The sequence below is a fragment of the Pseudomonadota bacterium genome (assembly GCA_026390555.1).
GTDB lineage: Bacteria > Bdellovibrionota_C > UBA2361 > UBA2361 > OMII01 > OMII01.
In genome coordinates this window covers 13,558-30,189 of sequence record JAPLFS010000025.1, presented here as the reverse complement: position 1 = coordinate 30,189, position 16,632 = coordinate 13,558, and the positions used below count along the sequence as shown (strand labels likewise).

General features: G+C 50.7%; 19 protein-coding genes and 1 tRNA gene. 15 read left to right on the top strand and 5 right to left on the bottom strand.

Features of this window, described 5'->3' with window-relative positions; genetic code table 11:
• The first annotated feature begins 17 nt into the window (after positions 1–17).
• The 7 genes from rbfA (at position 18) to secF (ending at position 6,646) form a co-directional block, all read left to right on the top strand.
• Positions 18–386 carry a 30S ribosome-binding factor RbfA gene (gene rbfA, locus NTV65_02625; protein ID MCX6114098.1) on the top strand — a complete coding sequence of 123 codons (369 nt, stop codon included), beginning with the start codon at positions 18–20 and terminating at the stop codon, positions 384–386.
• A complete protein-coding gene (locus NTV65_02620) occupies positions 383–1,390 on the top strand; it encodes a bifunctional oligoribonuclease/PAP phosphatase NrnA (GenBank protein MCX6114097.1) in 1,008 nt (335 codons plus the stop codon). The genes rbfA and NTV65_02620 overlap by 4 nt, the downstream gene beginning before the upstream one ends.
• Positions 1,365–2,288, top strand: coding sequence for a tRNA pseudouridine(55) synthase TruB (gene truB / locus NTV65_02615; GenBank protein MCX6114096.1), 924 nt, complete (start codon positions 1,365–1,367; stop codon positions 2,286–2,288). Before NTV65_02620 ends, truB begins: the two co-directional genes overlap by 26 nt.
• A gap of 36 nt (positions 2,289–2,324) precedes the next feature.
• On the top strand, positions 2,325–3,644 hold the full coding sequence (locus tag NTV65_02610) for an adenylosuccinate synthase (GenBank protein MCX6114095.1): 1,320 nt from the start codon (positions 2,325–2,327) through the stop codon (positions 3,642–3,644).
• A gap of 122 nt (positions 3,645–3,766) precedes the next feature.
• The gene (yajC, locus tag NTV65_02605; GenBank protein MCX6114094.1) at positions 3,767–4,117 is read left to right on the top strand and encodes a preprotein translocase subunit YajC; all 351 of its coding nucleotides are present in this window, start codon (positions 3,767–3,769) and stop codon (positions 4,115–4,117) included.
• 19 nt (positions 4,118–4,136) lie between these two features.
• The gene (gene secD / locus NTV65_02600; GenBank protein ID MCX6114093.1) at positions 4,137–5,672 is read left to right on the top strand and encodes a protein translocase subunit SecD; all 1,536 of its coding nucleotides are present in this window, start codon (positions 4,137–4,139) and stop codon (positions 5,670–5,672) included.
• Between the two features lie 35 nt (positions 5,673–5,707).
• The gene (gene secF, locus NTV65_02595; protein ID MCX6114092.1) at positions 5,708–6,646 is read left to right on the top strand and encodes a protein translocase subunit SecF; all 939 of its coding nucleotides are present in this window, start codon (positions 5,708–5,710) and stop codon (positions 6,644–6,646) included.
• A gap of 37 nt (positions 6,647–6,683) precedes the next feature.
• Here the strand turns inward: secF and NTV65_02590 are convergent, their stop codons facing one another.
• Both NTV65_02590 and NTV65_02585 read right to left on the bottom strand, forming a co-directional pair.
• Complete coding sequence (locus NTV65_02590) at positions 6,684–7,457, bottom strand: class I SAM-dependent methyltransferase (GenBank protein MCX6114091.1); 774 nt, start codon at positions 7,455–7,457, stop codon at positions 6,684–6,686.
• Positions 7,450–8,487: a DnaJ domain-containing protein gene (locus NTV65_02585; protein ID MCX6114090.1), complete on the bottom strand. Its 1,038-nt coding sequence runs from the start codon at positions 8,485–8,487 to the stop codon at positions 7,450–7,452. Before NTV65_02585 ends, NTV65_02590 begins: the two co-directional genes overlap by 8 nt.
• Before the next feature lie 196 nt (positions 8,488–8,683).
• Here NTV65_02585 and metG point away from each other — a divergent pair, with 196 nt between their 5' ends.
• The 4 genes from metG (at position 8,684) to NTV65_02565 (ending at position 12,046) form a co-directional block, all read left to right on the top strand.
• Entirely contained in the window at positions 8,684–10,381 is a 1,698-nt protein-coding gene (gene metG / locus NTV65_02580; protein ID MCX6114089.1) for a methionine--tRNA ligase, read from the top strand.
• Positions 10,382–10,491: 110 nt separating this feature from the next.
• On the top strand, positions 10,492–11,145 hold the full coding sequence (locus tag NTV65_02575; protein ID MCX6114088.1) for a hypothetical protein: 654 nt from the start codon (positions 10,492–10,494) through the stop codon (positions 11,143–11,145).
• 13 nt (positions 11,146–11,158) lie between these two features.
• The gene (locus NTV65_02570) at positions 11,159–11,899 is read left to right on the top strand and encodes a M23 family metallopeptidase (GenBank protein MCX6114087.1); all 741 of its coding nucleotides are present in this window, start codon (positions 11,159–11,161) and stop codon (positions 11,897–11,899) included.
• A gap of 70 nt (positions 11,900–11,969) precedes the next feature.
• Positions 11,970–12,046, top strand: a tRNA-Arg gene (locus NTV65_02565).
• A gap of 17 nt (positions 12,047–12,063) precedes the next feature.
• On the opposite strand, the gene NTV65_02560 is transcribed toward NTV65_02565, so the two are convergent.
• Positions 12,064–12,480, bottom strand: coding sequence for a DnaJ domain-containing protein (locus tag NTV65_02560; protein ID MCX6114086.1), 417 nt, complete (start codon positions 12,478–12,480; stop codon positions 12,064–12,066).
• A gap of 245 nt (positions 12,481–12,725) precedes the next feature.
• Between NTV65_02560 and NTV65_02555 the strand changes: the two genes are divergently transcribed.
• Positions 12,726–12,953 (top strand): hypothetical protein, encoded by a 228-nt coding sequence (locus tag NTV65_02555; GenBank protein MCX6114085.1) that lies wholly within the window; start codon positions 12,726–12,728, stop codon positions 12,951–12,953.
• Between the two features lie 39 nt (positions 12,954–12,992).
• Here NTV65_02555 and NTV65_02550 read toward each other — a convergent pair whose 3' ends face one another.
• Together NTV65_02550 and NTV65_02545 are read right to left on the bottom strand one after the other, a co-directional pair.
• Positions 12,993–13,409: a CBS domain-containing protein gene (locus NTV65_02550; protein MCX6114084.1), complete on the bottom strand. Its 417-nt coding sequence runs from the start codon at positions 13,407–13,409 to the stop codon at positions 12,993–12,995.
• A gap of 26 nt (positions 13,410–13,435) precedes the next feature.
• Complete coding sequence (locus tag NTV65_02545) at positions 13,436–14,311, bottom strand: rRNA methyltransferase (GenBank protein ID MCX6114083.1); 876 nt, start codon at positions 14,309–14,311, stop codon at positions 13,436–13,438.
• Between the two features lie 321 nt (positions 14,312–14,632).
• Here NTV65_02545 and NTV65_02540 point away from each other — a divergent pair, with 321 nt between their 5' ends.
• The 3 genes from NTV65_02540 (at position 14,633) to NTV65_02530 (ending at position 16,631) form a co-directional block, all read left to right on the top strand.
• On the top strand, positions 14,633–14,926 hold the full coding sequence (locus NTV65_02540) for an integration host factor subunit beta (GenBank protein MCX6114082.1): 294 nt from the start codon (positions 14,633–14,635) through the stop codon (positions 14,924–14,926).
• 304 nt (positions 14,927–15,230) lie between these two features.
• Positions 15,231–15,425 carry a hypothetical protein gene (locus NTV65_02535; protein ID MCX6114081.1) on the top strand — a complete coding sequence of 65 codons (195 nt, stop codon included), beginning with the start codon at positions 15,231–15,233 and terminating at the stop codon, positions 15,423–15,425.
• A 195-nt stretch (positions 15,426–15,620) separates the two neighbouring features.
• Complete coding sequence (locus NTV65_02530; GenBank protein ID MCX6114080.1) at positions 15,621–16,631, top strand: aspartate-semialdehyde dehydrogenase; 1,011 nt, start codon at positions 15,621–15,623, stop codon at positions 16,629–16,631.
• Position 16,632: the final 1 nt, after the last annotated feature.

The window sequence follows — 16,632 nt, the reverse complement described above, 5'->3', positions numbered from 1 at the left end:
TTGGATGTAAGGTAGATATGGCCGAGAGTCGTCGAGTATATCAGATTGCAGAGAGGATCAAGGAGCTAGTGGCGCAGCACCTGAACTATACGGCTGACCCCCGTTTTAATCTCGTGACGATCACCTCCGTTATGATCTCGCCCGATCTGCGCATGGGTAAGGTATACTGGGTTGTTTCATTCCCCTCGGATATCGATCGTAAAGCGCGCATTGCTGAGGTAGAGGTAGCCTTTCGGGCCGCACAGGGGCACTTTAAGCATACTATAGCAAAGAAGCTCGACATCCGTTTTGTGCCTACCATTAGATTCTATTACGACGATACGCTCGATACGGTAGAGGAGGTTGAGCGTCTTATGGAGAGGGTTAAGGCCTCGGATCCCCAATGAGTAACGGCTCCGTCATAGATGACGTGCTTGATCTATTGCACAGCAGTAAGCGCGCTGTAGTTCTCTCACATACTAGTCCGGACGCCGATGCCTACGGTTCTTCGTGTGGATTAGCGGCAGCCCTAAAGCAACTAGGTATCTCGGTTGTAGTTTATAACGAGAGCGGATTTGTCCCACGCTATGCAGTGATTCCTGGTGCCAAAGATGTGTCTGCCACCATTCCACCGCCACTCGCTGAAGATGATGTGCTTGTGGTGTGTGATTGTGGAGCACTTGAGCGAGTTGGAGAATTATTAGTCCCGTATGTGCGTGCTGCAAAAAAGGTCATCAATATCGATCACCACAACGCAAATACTAACTTTGGGCAGATAAACTACGTTGTTGATGGTGCTAGCTCTACCTCTGAGCTTGTATTTAATCTGCTAAAGGAAGCTGAACGCCGTCTTTCACGTAATGATATTATCACGAGCGATGTAGCGGCGTGTTTATTGGCGGGGATAATAGGGGATACAGGGTCCTTTAGATATCAGAGCACGAGCGCAAAAACTTTCTTAGCTGCGCATGATCTTATGGAGCGCGGTGCTCGTCCTGACAAACTAACTCAGGAGCTCTTCGCCAATCACTCCCTGCCTGCAATAAAGTTGCAAGCTGAGGCGATGATTAATATCAATATTCTTAACAACGGCGCATTCGCCGAGGTAACGGTAACTCAGGAGATGCTTAAGCGCCTCGGCGCGGAGCTACTCGACGCCGACTCCCTGGCGGAGCGGGCGCGTGATATCGAAGGGGTAAATGTATCGGTGCTCTTCAAACAGGACGTAGATATGTGGCGTGTTAGCCTCAGATCACGTCTTGGTGCGGTCGATGTAGCGGCCATAGCACAATCTTTCGGTGGTGGTGGACACAAGCCAGCAGCCGCATTTAGGTGGCGCAAGGGGCTGGATCTTCTCAAGAGTGAGCTACGTGATAAGGTGAGTAATGCTCTCTCAACAGGCCATGCATAACGGTATACTTCTGATCGATAAGCCCGCTGGTATCACATCTGCTGGTGTGGTCGCGCGTATTAAACATATATTACAGGCCGCACGGGTCGGACATGCAGGGACCTTGGATCCCGATGCCACTGGATTGCTAGTTATTCTTATAAACGGCGCCACCCGCATAGCCTCATACGCAGCAGATGGTACTAAGGTCTATAGTGGAACGATTAAGCTTGGGGTTAGAACGTCCACGGATGATCTAGCTGGGGAGGTCTTGAGTCGCTCGGAGGATATCCCTAGTTTCGAACAGATTCATGAGTGTGCTCAGAGGTTCATTGGACATATTCAGCAGGTCCCTCCAAAGGTTAGTGCCGTTAAGGTCGGTGGAAAACGTGCACATAAGATGCAACGTTTAGGGGAGGAATTCGAACTTAAAGCAAGAGAGGTTGAGGTAAGCCGCTTAGAGCTTTTATCTTTGTCGCCTGATCTGATCGGGTATCGGATGGAGTGCTCTCCCGGAACTTATGTACGTTCGGTTGCGCGTGATCTTGGAGATGCGCTCGGTTGTGGTGCTGCTGTCGCAACCATACGGAGAGAACGGTCTGGGGTTTTGTCGGTAGATCGAGCTGTGCAGATTACAGAGGTATCTTGGGAGCTGGTGCAGGATTGGTCGGTGCTAGTGCCACACCTTCCCCGCATCGAGCTAGCGCCTGCAGTAGCGGCAGCGCTGCATAACGGTCAGCGTAATTCGCTGCGAGCGCTGGAAGAGGCTGCGTTTATGACCGGATTAAGGGAGAAGCCAGGGGTTGTTATGTACGGCGTTGAGGGCTCTAGTGATACGTTGGGGCTGCTGCGGGTTAATCCTGATCAGAGCATCGATTTTGAGATCAATCTTGGACTGAAACTAGGCTCTCCTACGTGATATAACTACGTGGGTTGAGCACATACTGGGGGAAAGATGTCTGCAATAATAGTTGTTGGAGCGCAGTGGGGAGACGAGGGTAAGGGCAAGATCGTCGATGTGCTTACAGAGCACGCAGAGTGGGTCGTACGCTTTCAGGGTGGTAATAACGCCGGGCATACTATCGTCGTAGATGGCGTAAAGACGGCGTTAAGCCTTCTGCCGAGCGGAGTTCTTAGGCCAGGGGTTAAATGCCTGCTTGGAGCGGGGGTGGTTCTTAATCCCTCTGTTCTAATCTCTGAAATGGAGCGGGTACGCCAGGCTGGTGTTGATATCTCGCCTGCTCGAGTATTTATAGATCGAGATGCGCATCTCGTTCTTGACTATCATATCCTGACCGACAAGGCGCGCGAGCGTGCGCGTGGGGTACAACGCATCGGTACTACCGGCAGAGGTATTGGGCCAGCGTATGAAGATCGCAGCCAACGCTCCGGTATTAGATGCGCCGACCTGCTCGCGCCACACCTGATGAAGGATCGAATACGGGCCCACGTTGAGGAGAAAAACAAGATCCTGAAGTATGTTCTTGATAGCGATACGCAGGTTGATTTTGACTCAGTGTGGGCTAAGCTCGAAGAGGAGTCTTCTATCCTCGCGCCATATGTGGCGAACGGAAGTCGCTTGATTTATGACGCCATTAGAGCTGGCGAGCGTGTGGTTTTTGAAGGGGCGCAGGGAGTGCTACTTGATCAGATGCACGGCACCTATCCATACGTAACTTCATCCTCGACCATCGCAGGGGCGGCACTAATCGGGGTTGGCATAGGCCCCAAGATGATCGATTCAGTGCTTGGAGTTGCTAAGGCATATTCAACCCGGGTCGGAGAGGGGCCATTTCCGACCGAGATGGAGTCCGCTGTTGGGGATGAGGTGCGCACACGTGGGCATGAGTTCGGAACCGTTACAGGTCGTGCAAGACGGTGCGGTTGGTTCGATTGCGTTGCCCTTAAGAGGGCCGTTAGAATCAGTGGCATCGATAGCCTGGTGCTGACGAAGCTAGATGTTCTAAGCGGAATGCGCTCAATAAAGGTATGTACCGGATATCGCATTAAAGGTGAGCTACAGCACGACCTTCCAGCATTAGCATACGAATACGATGGGCTGGAGCCGCAATACGTAGATTTTGAGGGGTGGGATGCCGATATAACTGGGGTGAGGAGTTGGCAGGAGTTGCCGCAGAGCTTAAAGGTGTTCGTACAGGGGATATCAAAGCTGGTTGATTGCCCGGTTAGCCTAATAAGCGTTGGCCCCGGGCGTGAGGCAACCATTTCGCATGAGTTGCCAGGTACCCTTAAGGGCTTTTTTACTGCTAGCTGATAGTTCAAAGTATAGTGCGCTAATCGCCCAGATATGATAATTCAAATGCTTGTTTTAATGGGTGTTTACATATGAAGACTAAATATATATTAGCTATTTTCGTTCTATTTTGTGGGGCATTAATGCTCTCACCGCTTGATGCTGCAGCGCAGGGTGCCGCAGCAGCTTCAGATCAACCAACGCTGTTGAGCTCCTTAATAAGCATGGCTCCGATGCTAGCGATCTGTTACCTGATCTTCTGGACGATGGTAATTCGTCCTCAGGATAAGAAGAACAAATCGCATAAAACTATGGTCGACACCCTTAAGAAGGGAGATTCGGTGGTAACAACAAGCGGTATCGTCGGACGCATCGTTGGGATTGAAAAGGAGTACGTACTGCTTGAGATCGCTACGAATGTAAAGATCCGACTCGTACCTGCGTATATCGCACGCATGGAGAGCATGGATGGAAAGAAGGCGGAAGCCGCCTAACTTTTTGTAACGGAGCGTCATGGGAAAAGATATCTTTCAGAGGGTCCTTATCGTCACAGTGGTAACTCTGGCAGCGATACTGTCGTTGCTACCGACTATCTTGCGCGATAACTTTACGCAGAAATGGTTTACAAAGCCGATCTCTTTGGGCCTGGATATCAGCGGCGGTGTGCACCTTGTCTACAAGGTAAAAGCGGAGGAGGCGGTAAAAAGCAGATTGCAATCCTCGCTAGCTTTGATCCGTTCCGAGCTGCGCACTAAACGTATCGCAGTAGTTAGATCTGCTGTGTCACCGGATACTACATTACAGATAAGCCTGCTTACAGAAGCTTCACTTGAAGCGGCAAAGAATACGGTAATAGAGAAGGAGCCGGATTTAACCCTCTTACGGCAAGAGATGGATGGACCGCAGCCGCGCCTTGTTTTCGGTATCCCGCCACTACTTGCAAAAAAGATTGAGCACGAGGCGATCGAGCAAGCCATAGAGACGCTGCGCAGTAGGGTTGATCAGTTCGGCGTAGCAGAGCCCCTTATTCAGAAGTCTGGCGAGGACCGCATTATTCTTCAGATGCCAGGTGTATCGGATATCGCAGCGGTAAAGAAAGTTGTTGGAAACGTCGCTAAGCTTGAATTCCGACTGGTGCCATCTGCCACTACCGGCACAGGTATCGGTACAGTGAGTCTGCGCAGCAAGAACGGAGAGCCCATGATCGTTGAGGATCAGACCGTAATGACCGGTGATGCTGTCAGCGATGCGCGGGTTGATATCGATCAGAACGGCCAGGTGCGAGTTCTTCTCAAGCTCTCTCCCCAGGGCACTCAGACATTCGCGCGTGTTACCGCAGAGAATATTGGGCGGCGACTTGCGATCGTTCTGAACGGGGTTGTTAATTCCGCCCCTACGATTAACTCAGCTATTACGGGCGGGGACGCGGAGATCACTGGCTTTAATATGGATGAGGCACGTGAGCTAAAGGTAGTTCTTAAATCTGGAGCGTTGCCAGCGCCATTAGAGATTATGGAGGAGCGCACCGTTGGTCCAACCCTTGGGCTTGAGTCAGTGAAGAAGGGGGTTCTTGCAATGGCGATCGGGTTCACTGCGATTGCGCTCTTTATGGTGATCTACTACGTAAAGTCCGGCATGGTGGCGGTTGTTACGCTAGCTCTCAATGCAGTGCTTATGATCGGCTGCCTTTCGTTGTTCGGAGCAACCTTAACCCTACCTGGGTTGGCAGGTCTTGCGTTAACGATCGGTATGGCTGTTGACTCTAACGTTATCATATTCGAACGCATACGAGATGAGATTCGTAGCGGCGTTAGTCGGGATCTAGCCGTACATACCGGCTTTGAGAAGGCGTTCAGTGCGATCTTTGACGCTAACGTTACAACGCTCTTGGCGGGAACGCTCCTGTACTACTTCGGTACCGGCGCAGTGCGAGGCTTTGCAGTAACCCTTTCGATCGGCATAGTAACAACCCTTTTCTGCGCCGTGTATGTAGCGCGATTGTGCTTCGATTATTTCGAGCTCAAGGGGGAAAAGGGGTTATCAATTTAAAGGCTCAGTAAATTTAGTAGCGTAGGGAGTCAGTCATGAAAGAGCTAATCTCAAGCTCAGCTAAGATCAACTTCATGGGGAAGCGATATCTCTGTGCGGTAATCTCTATTATATGTGTTATCTGGTCTATCTGGGTCTTTATTTCGAAGGGTGATACGAAATACGGCACAGATTTCCTCGGTGGGCATGAGTTCCTGATCGAGTTCCAGGGCGACTTTAACAGTGAGAAGATCCGAGCTGGATTAGCCGCACAGGGGCTTCCTGAGGTGCGCGTTCAGGCCTTCCAAGGGATGAAGAATGAGTACTCGGTACGGTTAGGCGAGAGTACTGATCCGCAGATCGTTCGTACCAGGATTGAGACAGCGCTCAAAGCGGCTTTCGGCGATGTATCTAAAATTGAGAAAACAGATTTCGTTGGTCCGACCGTTGGCAAGGAGCTGCAGCGTAGCGCCATATTAGCTATTGGGCTTGGATTGGTAGGGATCATGCTCTACATCATATTTAGATTTGAGTTTGCTATCGGCCTCGGTTCAATCATAGCACTTTTTCACGATGTAATTATCGCTACCGGGGTCTATCTGGCATCTGGACACCTAATAGGTATGGCCACCCTGGCGGGCGCACTGACGATCATAGGTTATTCGGTGAATGACACGGTGGTGGTCTTTGATCGTGTAAGAGAGGAGCGCAAGAAGCGGAAAAACTACAATATCTCAGATGTTGTAAACGAGGCGATTAACTTTACCCTTTCGAGAACTATCATTACTCACATGTTGACCCTCTTTTCGGCGCTTGCGCTCTATCTGGTTGGTGCTGGGGATATTAAGGATCTCAGCCTTTACCTAGTAGTTGGCATCGTTTGCGGCTCCTACTCGACGATTTTTATCGTAGCACCCGTTGTTATAACCTGGGAGCGATTTAAGGGGCGAGATCGTGTCACAACGATTGGCGAGGCGCAGGCGAAGAGAGCATAAGCGACTAGGGCAGTGCTAACGCTACATCCAAGCGTATTCAAGCCCCGATTCGGTACAGGTAAAGGCTCGAACGGCGGCTATCTTTAAGTGCAATCACAGAGTCAGATTCAACTGGAGCCGGAAATGAGTTGCTTATAAATGTAGCCCCCTGCCGCATCTCTGAGCTCGCCTTTAGCCAGATACGCTCCATCGGAGCAGGCGATAGGAATGTATAAACGTAATCGAAAGGTGTCAGCTCTGTTCGCCACATACTTTGAAAGCGAATAGATACATCTGAGCAAAAAAGAGATCTTAGCTTTGCTAACAGGAACGGCAACGGCCCGATCTCAACCCCGATAAAACTACCATTGGGACGCTTCTTACTAAGAAAAAATAATAGCTCTCCAAAACCGCACCCTACATCGATAAAGGTAAATGGGCGATCGGTAGGAAGCTCTGCCAGTAGGAACGCATAGGCTGCCCGCTGAGTTGGATAATATGGCACCCGTGTCCAAAAAGCCGGAACGTAGACACAAACCAGGGCTATCAGTAGCACCAGAAATACGAAGTTCGGTATTTCGAGCATTAGGGCGCAAGCCGCGCCGAGCGGCAATAATAGATTAAGTACGCTCCAGGGTGCAGAGAGTGAGAGAAAGTTAGCCGTAATAAAAGCAGCTATCGAGGCGGCTATTAGCACCGCGCTAACCTGCGGATAAAGGGACCAAGCAAGGATGCAGATAGCCAGTGCAATCATCTGACAGAGTATTGTTTTTGCAAAGAAGATCAGGGGCGCGATCGATCGCTTATCAACCAGGGCTTTCTCGCTATTCATTCAAGATACTCCGAGGGAGATTCTGCCTAATAGGGTGCGTATAATACTGGTCTAACTCTGCACAGCGCTCCCGCAAGCCTTCGGCCTGAGCGCCCTCTGGGATCTTAACCATAAACCGAATAAATAGATCCCCCCTAAGCCCATCACGATACGTTACCCCCTGGCCCTTAAGACGCACCTCGCTACCACTTTGAGTGCCAGGCTCTATGCTGACCAAAAGGGGCTCAGCAAGTGAAGGGACCTGAATTTTCCCGCCCAGTACGGCCTCGTTAATTGTGATCGGAATCTCCATCGTGAGCCCCTTAGTCGAAAGTGAGAGCCAGGGGTGGGTGGCAACTCTAATCATAAGAATCACCTCCTCGGTTGGAAATTCTTTACGACGAAACCGAACGACGCTTCCGGTACGAACTCCGGGTGGGATATGAGCGGAGATCTTGCGTGGCTCGCCAGTAGCGTCGGTGAGCTCAACGGTTCGACGTACCCCTTGAATCGCATCGTATATAGAGATGGAGAGCTCAAGGAGCGATACTTGAGTGATCTGGTTGGCAGTTACAGCGCTCTTTGAGGAGTCGTTGAAGATAGCTCTTCTGAGAGCGCGCAGCGTTTGACGGGAGGAGCGGGCGATGCTGGATAGGTCGATCTTTTTGGCCTTATGGGGGTGCGCTTTAGGTGTATGCGGAGGGGGCTTTTGCTGAGTTGCTTGTGGAGTAGCTTGCGGCGCAGGCTTTATTGGGGGTGGTTGCGCAGATGAGGGGGCCCTCTGTTGGTTCTTGCGATAGGTTCTATGGGCTCGATCAAAGGCCGTGGCGAAGGATGATTTAGTACTTTCAAGTGCGGCATCGTGTTGTTGTCGCTGCTCGGCATCGGAAAGAATAGAGTACGCCTGCGCTATCTTCTTAAAGGTGTCCTCACTCGCCTTGCCTGGGTTTAGGTCAGGGTGGTAACGGCGTGCCAGGATGCGATAGGCACGCCGGATCTCAGTTGCCGTAGCAGCCGTTGTTACCCCAAGAATCTTGTAATAGTTGTCCATAGCGGCCATATTTTTGCAAAAACACAGCTATCTGTGCAGCTATCTGCGCTTTTCGAGCTAAAGAAGTTGAGCTGAACCCCTTAGCAGGGTTTACAGAATCCCCGTGAGAGCGTTAGATCATACTACTATAAATGGTGCCGATGACCCAAGCCGCTTTTCGTAGGCTTGGGTGGGTATCCGAGTTGGAATTTACCCCATGACTAATGCTCAAAGATCAGGCAAGGCTCGTAAGGTCCTAGTGACCGCAGCACTTCCGTACTCTAATAATCGCCCGCACGTTGGGCACCTCGGTGGGGCCTATATCCCTGCAGATATCTACGTTCGCTACCTGCGTATGACCGGGGCTGAGGTGCGGTTTATATGTGGCTCGGACGATCACGGCGTAGCACTTATGATCTCCGCAGAAAAGGAGGGCAAGACCCCCGCCGAGGTAGCAAACTTCTACCGCGCCAAACAGGCCGAGGACTTCGCCGGCATGGGTATTACCTTTGATATCTATAGTGGTACTAGCGTCTGCCCGGTTCATGCCGAGGAGAGTCAGCGCTTCTTTAAGGTGCTCTACGATAAGGGATACTTCGAGAAGCAGAGTGAGCGGCAGTTCTATGATGAGGCGCGCAGCGCCTTTCTACCCGATCGATATGTAAAGGGCAGCTGCGAATACTGTAAGGCCACTGATCAGAACGGCGACCAGTGTGAGAACTGCGGAAAGATGCTCGACGTTGATACCCTTAAGAACGCAAGAAGTGAGATCTCCGGAGAGCCGGCGGTTATTAGGGAAACCGTGCATTGGTTCCTAGATTTGTCTAGGTTCGCGACACAGGTTGAGGCTTGGCTCGAAAATTCACATGTACGTGCTCAAACTAAGGCCTATGTGCGGGGACTGCTCGGAACGGGGTTGGTCAAGCGCGCCATGACGCGTGATATCTCGTGGGGTATTCCGGTACCTCTAGATGATCCGGATGCCAAGAATAAAGTGCTCTACGTCTGGTTCGATGCGCCGATTGGATATCTCTCCTTTACAAAGGAGCTCTGTATGCAGCAGGGCGAACCCCCTGCGGCAGCGGACGCCTGGTGGCGCTCGGATGATGCCGAGATCTATCACTTCATCGGCGAAGACAATACCGTATTCCACTGTATCATCTGGATAGCGATGCTGGAGGCGGAGGGATCCATCAGGTTGCCAAGCGGTGTGATCGTAAATCATTTCTTTAATATGCAGGTACCGGGCGGAGCGGTGGAGAAGATCTCAAAATCGCGCGGCACAGCTGTTTGGATCGGCGATTATCTTGAGGCTGGCGGAGATCCTGATACCCTCCGATACTATCTGACATCTATAGCATCCGAGAAATCACGTTCAGTTTTCAAGCCAGACGATCTTGAGCATCGGCATAACGGTGAATTAGCCGATGCCCTCGGAAACCTGGTTAATCGCATCACATCGTTCTCGCTTAAGCACTGTGGAGCCACCGTCGCTCCATTTGATAATGCCTTTGTTACGGATCTGGATCGTGCCATGGAGGCGGCGTTGTGCAGTACCTTTGAGGATGTTACTAGGGAGCTTGAGGGGCACTCCTTTAAAGCCGCCCTTGAAAGGATCATGGAGTTCGTTCGTTACTGTAATAAGTACGTAGATGAAAAGGCGCCCTGGACAACCCGTAAGACAGATATGGAGACGACCAAGGTTACGTTAGCTTACGTACTGCGTGCGATTCACGGCCTTGGGGTTATGTTACTGCCCTTCATCCCAGGTGCTGCTACTAAGATCGTAGCGGCATTTGGCAGGGATGCTAAGGAGGTTGCCTGGGAAGATGTCGTTAATATATCGGCGGTTGATCGGCCGTTGTCGCAACCCCCTATTCTTTTTCAGAAACTTGGAATCGCTAAGGTTAATTAGGCCGAAAAGGGATCATTTGATCCCTTTCCAACCGAGCCTCTTCGTGGTGATCTGAAGTTCTAACCTAAAAAGCCTCCCCCTAAGCGGGATTCCTTTGGTGACACGCAGGTATGCAGGAAGCACGGCCCATTATATCATCCATTATTGTCGACCCACGTTGGAGAGATTGTGTTCAGCGTCTGGTGATTAGCGCGGGCATTCTCAATGAAGATGTTGAGCGCACGGTTTTTAATTCATTCTGCGCAGTTTCCCGCGATGGGTTTGCAGAGGGGAGCCCCAGCTCTCTAGCGTTCAAGGATGTGGAGCTGCCATTAGTGAATGGACAGTGGCTCACCAGACCATCAGTCCTTATTCGAATGATGGGGCTTATTAACATCCGTAAGCGCATGCGCATCCTTGAGCTCGGCTTCGGAAGTGGATACCTCTGCGCTGTAATGGCAACTGCTGGAGCGCAGGTTTTTGGGGTAGAGGTGCTGAGCTCTTTTGCACAGAGCTCACGCAAGCAGCTCGATAACCTTGGTCACCACGGTGTGGTAGTGCGACGGGGAGAGGGCAGAAGGGGATGGGGTGAGGTCGGACCATTTGATGCGATCGTAGCTTCATATCCCGTTTCGGATGAAGGTGAGCTACCGCTCGATCAACTCGCCTTACAGGGGGTTCTAGTTGCACCTCTAGTTAGTGATGGCGCGACCCGTTTAACCATTTGGAAGCGATCTGATGATGGTATCAGGCGAGTAATGTTCGAAGCGATTGATTTTCGTTAGGGGGGCAAAGTATATGCGCAGAGCACTCTTGCTTGTACCGCACGTAATCTTCATGACCCTTGCAACTGGGTGCACCTTTTTAGCTCCTAGCGCAGAGCCTGACAGAAGTTATAAAGTTGAGCGGGGCGATACCCTCTATGAGATCGGAGTTCGCTTTGAGGTCTCGCCGAGTGATATTCAGCGCTATAACGGCATAAGTAACCCGAGCCTCCTACGAGCAGGACAGCTGCTTAAGATCCCAGCAGTTGGGCCCCTTGAATCAAACGGCGCAAGGGTCTCTCCGAGTATGAGCGGGGATGAAAAACATGATAATAAACCTCCTCGAATGGTAGATATTACAGGGGTACGGGGGTACGTAGGCAATTTAGATTCGCCTGTAGAGGGAGCTCAACGTTCCTCGCACTTCGGTTGGCGTTGGCGCAGGTTCCACGAGGGGGTTGATCTGGCGGCTAAAGCTGGAACCCCTATCCTGGCGGCGCACGACGGCGTGGTAGTTATGGCTAGCAGGTCGTGGGGTAAGTACGGGAGGATCGTCGTTATTAAGGGAGAGGGTCTAATGACCGTCTATGCTCATAATAGCCGCAATCGGGTCGATGTTGGCGAACAGGTGACAAAGGGTGAGCATATCGCCGATGTTGGAGAGAGTGGGGATGCCACTGGCAATCACTTGCACTTTGAAACCAGGGTCAGGGATGAAAGTGGACGATTCGCTGCTGTAAACCCGCTGGTTTTCTACCCCCAATCGATTAAATAACGGGCCCTAATCTAGCGCCGCGTATTAGTTGGCGTATGGGGCATATTTTGGTATCGTGCACACGGCGCTGGCGCTCGTAGCTCAGTTGGATAGAGCACAAGTTTCCTAAACTTGGGGTCGGGAGTTCAATCCTCTCCGGGCGCGCCATTATTCTTAGTTCCGCATTAACCTCTGGTAGCTTTAGCTAACAGCTCATCATAGGCGCGCTGGATCTCGATCATCTTCTCATGCGCTAACTTCTGTAGATCAATCCCTAGATGCGCCACCTTATCGGGATGATATTGGCGCGCCAGCTCCTTATAGCGCGCCTCGATCTCAGAACTAGAGGCCCCTTTCTGAAGAGCAAAGATCTCATACGCATCTTTGTTGTGCTCCTCCATATTGGGGGGAGTAGAGTTTTCAGTGTTAGGGGTTTTTTGAGCGCGCGCATATTTATAGGCCTGCCAAGCAACCAAGGCGATCACAAGTAGATCATCTATGCGGCCCACTGGGCCAAAGAGGTCTGGGATTAAATCTATAGGCCAGATTAGGTACACTATCGCCAGGATAAGGGCGAGGGCGGTTGGTTTGGGTGTTTGCATGTAGAGGTAGGGTATATGGTTAAATAAGTATCTTCAATCACCATGCCCGCAACTATATGAAATTTGTAAATATTCACCTCAGATTTGCTCCGCAAATAGACCCCTGATGGAATGGCTGCAGAATTGTATTGGTCCTAGCCGATATTTAGGATATTTTAAGTATGAATAGCTCTTCCTGTCTTTGGTGGAGGGGTCCAGAAGTGGTATCCTAGTTATTAGTGAGGAATAATCAGCGAGAGATCCATATGACAAACACATCTTCAATTAAAAAGCAGATTATAGCGGCCCTTAGCCACCCTGAGGCTGAGGATGGGCTGTATTTCAACAACCTGATCGTAGTTCACGAAGAGGAGGAACGACCGATCGTGCAGGGTGAGGAGCCTGATATCCTAGGTGTGCTTGAAGAGCTGGTCCGTAATGGCCAGTTGTGCAGCGCAGGCGCTGGTAATGAGCGCATCTTTAAGTTGTTGTAATGTAACTAGTCAGCATTAACGCTAAAACATGCTGAATATTTACGCGTCCGGATACGCCATCTTTAGAAATTCGGCAAAGCTACGGAAGATATCCGATGTTGTTAGTATCCCCACCAGCTTTCCGTTACGGGTAACGAGCGCCGAGCCAACGCGTAGCTCTGAAAGCTGCAGGAGTACCTGATCAATCGGGGTATCGTACTCGACAACGAGGGCCTCTAGATTGCATACATCTCCAACGGTCAGGGACTCCTCAGACTCGGTCGTTGCAGCGATTGCAAACGCAAGTTTTAGATCGCGCTCCGATAACATGCCTACGAGCTGTCCCTCGGAGACAACCGGCAGGTGACGAATACTCTCACTGTTCATGATCGCACGCGCCTCCTGGATAGATCGGGATGCCTCAATTGAATGTGGCAGAGGGGTCATGTACGAGATAATGTGAGGCATCGGTTTCATAGGCACCTTCTTATTAGGACAATTACTTAATTTGCACCACGGTTATCGGCAGCCCGCTGCCGAGATACCTCATATAACAGTATAGAGGCTGCGCAGCTAACATTTATTGAAGAGAGCTCACCTACTATTGGGATCGTCACAGTTGTGTCACACATCTCCTTGTATCCCCGAGACATGCCAACCGTCTCGTTGCCAAGTACAAGCAGGGTAGGCCCAGAGAGGGCACATTGAGAGAGCTGTTCCTCTGACCTGCTGCTGCTACCCACGACCTTGTAGTTGAATCCCGTTGCCCGTGCAGCGGCCACCCACGCTTGCACATCGGTATGAGAGGGTGCCGTGCTAACCGGCATGCCGAAGATCGCTCCCATACTGCCCCGCACTACGAATGGATCGTAGATATCTACGGCATGGCCCGTTATGATAATACCATCTGCGCCAAAGGCGTGCGCCGAACGAATTGATGATCCGAGGTTGCCTGGGCTGCTCGGACGGTCAAAAACAACCACCAGGCCGTCCTGCTTGGGCTGGATGGCGCTAGGGGTAAGGGTGCGTGTCTCAATGATTGCAAGCAGCTCTGATGGCTCGTCCTTATCGCTAAGGGCCCCCAATAGATCTGCGGATAGCTCCCAGTGCTGCTCTGCTATGTTGGAGTCCAGCAGGGCCTCTGCCCAGGAGGAGAGGGCGCGATCGTCAGCATAGATAAAGGCGTAGACCCGCCAGCCATGTTTGACTGCTATATTGATCTGGGCCACCCCCTCAACCAGAAACTGAGCGTGTTGGGTGCGTTTTTCCCGATTGCGCTTAATTACCTCAGCGCGCTGAAAGTTGTTCTCCTGCTTCCGGATGGAGATAATGGTGGGCTTTGAGGTTCTGGATGTAGTAGGGCTATTGGAGGTTGGCATCGGCTATTCTAGGGTAAAGCATCGGAAGGATTATGCCAAGTTAAGTGCCTGGTCAAAAAGGGGGCGGCGCCCGCCAAGCAGCCAGGCGCAACCAGTGTTATACAGGATAGCACAATTATATCTTTCTTAAAATAAATTCGATTATTGATGCAATCACTTTTGACAGAGTTTCATCATACTGATTATATACTCGTGTTGTTAAGTGGTTAGGTTATAAGATGAGTATGTGTCATGGACGCCGAAGAACATCTACTCAGGTTGCCTTGACTGGCGGATAATAAATGAGGACCAGATAACGGTCATTCAATTATAGGGGTTTACGTGAATAAATCAGAACTTATTGAGAAGCTTTCGCAACGTTCTCAGATCAACGTTATTCAGTCAGAGGAGGTTGTTAACCTGATTTATCGCAAGATGCGAGATACCCTGATCAGTGGTGGTCGTATAGAGATCCGCGGATTCGGAAGCTTCGTAGTCAAGGAGTACGGAGCCTACGAAGGTCGTAACCCAAAGACCGGCGAGAAGATCCCAGTTCCACCCAAGAAGTTACCCTTCTTTAAGGTAGGTAAGGAGCTCAAGGAGCGTATCGACGTTATAACAGCCGCGGCAGCGTAGGCTCTGCTCCCCCCTCTAGCATTTATGCTTCACTCTGTGCGCTGAGTATCGCTTGCCCAACGCGCATGGGTTCAGCTACAAGAACGCCTTCAAAGTCAATCAAAAAGAGGGGTTTCCACCTTTAATTGTCCCAAGTCTCACTAACTTACCGTAATCGATAAAAAACTGAATAACTTTAGGCCCTGCTATGCATCTCAATCCTAGCAGCACGGGCGATCGGAAATTATTTTGTTTCGGTTGGCCTTTCCGTGTGAGGTATACTGAAGCCATAAGGTTCTAGGTCTTCGGTTTTTAGGAGTAGTTTATGGACAGCCCAAATATCCAGACAGAGCAAGATCAAAGTGCCCGTATCGATACAACGATCGGGGACCTAATAGAGGCGATTACCGATATCGCACTACAGGCCGGAAAGACGGAGCAGGAGGGGTTTAGACTCGCCTCGTTCACGATCGAGAAGCTGCTTCGCGACAAACGCCGCAAGGATATCCTAGAAGCCTAGAGCTGAAGATCTATAGAATAGAGCTTACGGGCAGGCTACCCCTGTTCGTACATTGAAAGGGGTGCTTAATGCGCCCCTTTTTTTGCCTGTAGTACTGGTAGATTGTGAGTTATTTGCCACTAGCCTCGGTTGGTTCTAAAGTAGCTTTGTGACCTCCTTGAGGGTGCCAAAACGTAAGTTCTATCAGGTAGCAGTATGAAGAAGATCTCAAAAACTCCCGTTATAGCAATAGTCGGTGCTACTGGATTAGTTGGTAGCGAGATGAGAACTATTCTTGAGCAACGTAAAGTTCCATGCGCGGAGCTTAGGCTCTTTGCTTCAAAAGATTCAGCAGGAGAGTTCTATAAGTTTAACGATCAGGAGGTCGAGGTCGAGCTGCTTACAGAGGATGTTTTTGAGGGGGTTGATATCGCACTCTTTGGGACCTCCGCCGAGCTTTCCGCTAAGTACGTTCCGCTTGCAGCTAAGGCCGGCGCAGTTGCGATCGATAACTCAAGTTTTTTTCGTATGGATCCAGCGGTACCCCTGATAGTGCCTGAGGTAAATCTCTCGGCGATAAAAGCTGAGGATATGATCATAGCCAATCCGAACTGCTCTACTATTCAGCTTGTTGCTGTGCTGAATACAATCCAGCGCATAGCGGGGCTTAAGCACGTTATTGTCTCTACCTACCAATCGGTATCAGGTGCCGGTAAAGCCGCGCTTGATGAGTTATGGGGGCAAACTTTGGCGGTCTTTAATCAGCAGGAGCTACCGCAGGAGGCCTTCCAGCACCAGATCGCTTTCAACTGTATTCCACAGATTGATGTGCTACTCGACAACGGCTTTACGAAGGAGGAGTTCAAGATTATTCACGAGAGTCGAAAGATCCTCGGCCTACCACACCTCCGTATCACGGCGACCGCCGTTCGAGTGCCGGTCTTTTATAGCCATGCAGAGAGCGTATTTATCGAAACAGAGAGGCCTTTTGAGCTTGAAGATATTATCAGACACCTCTCTGAGAGCGAGGGGCTAGCTATTCATCCCGCGCATGACGAGTATCCGATGCAGTTCGATGTTGCAGGTACCGATGAGGTGCATGTTGGGCGCATTCGTCGAGATGAGTCTGTAGATAACGGACTTAACCTCTGGATCGTTGCTGACAACGTTCGTAAGGGAGCCGCTTTAAATGCAGTACAGATCGCCGAAAAGTTGATAGCGCACTAAT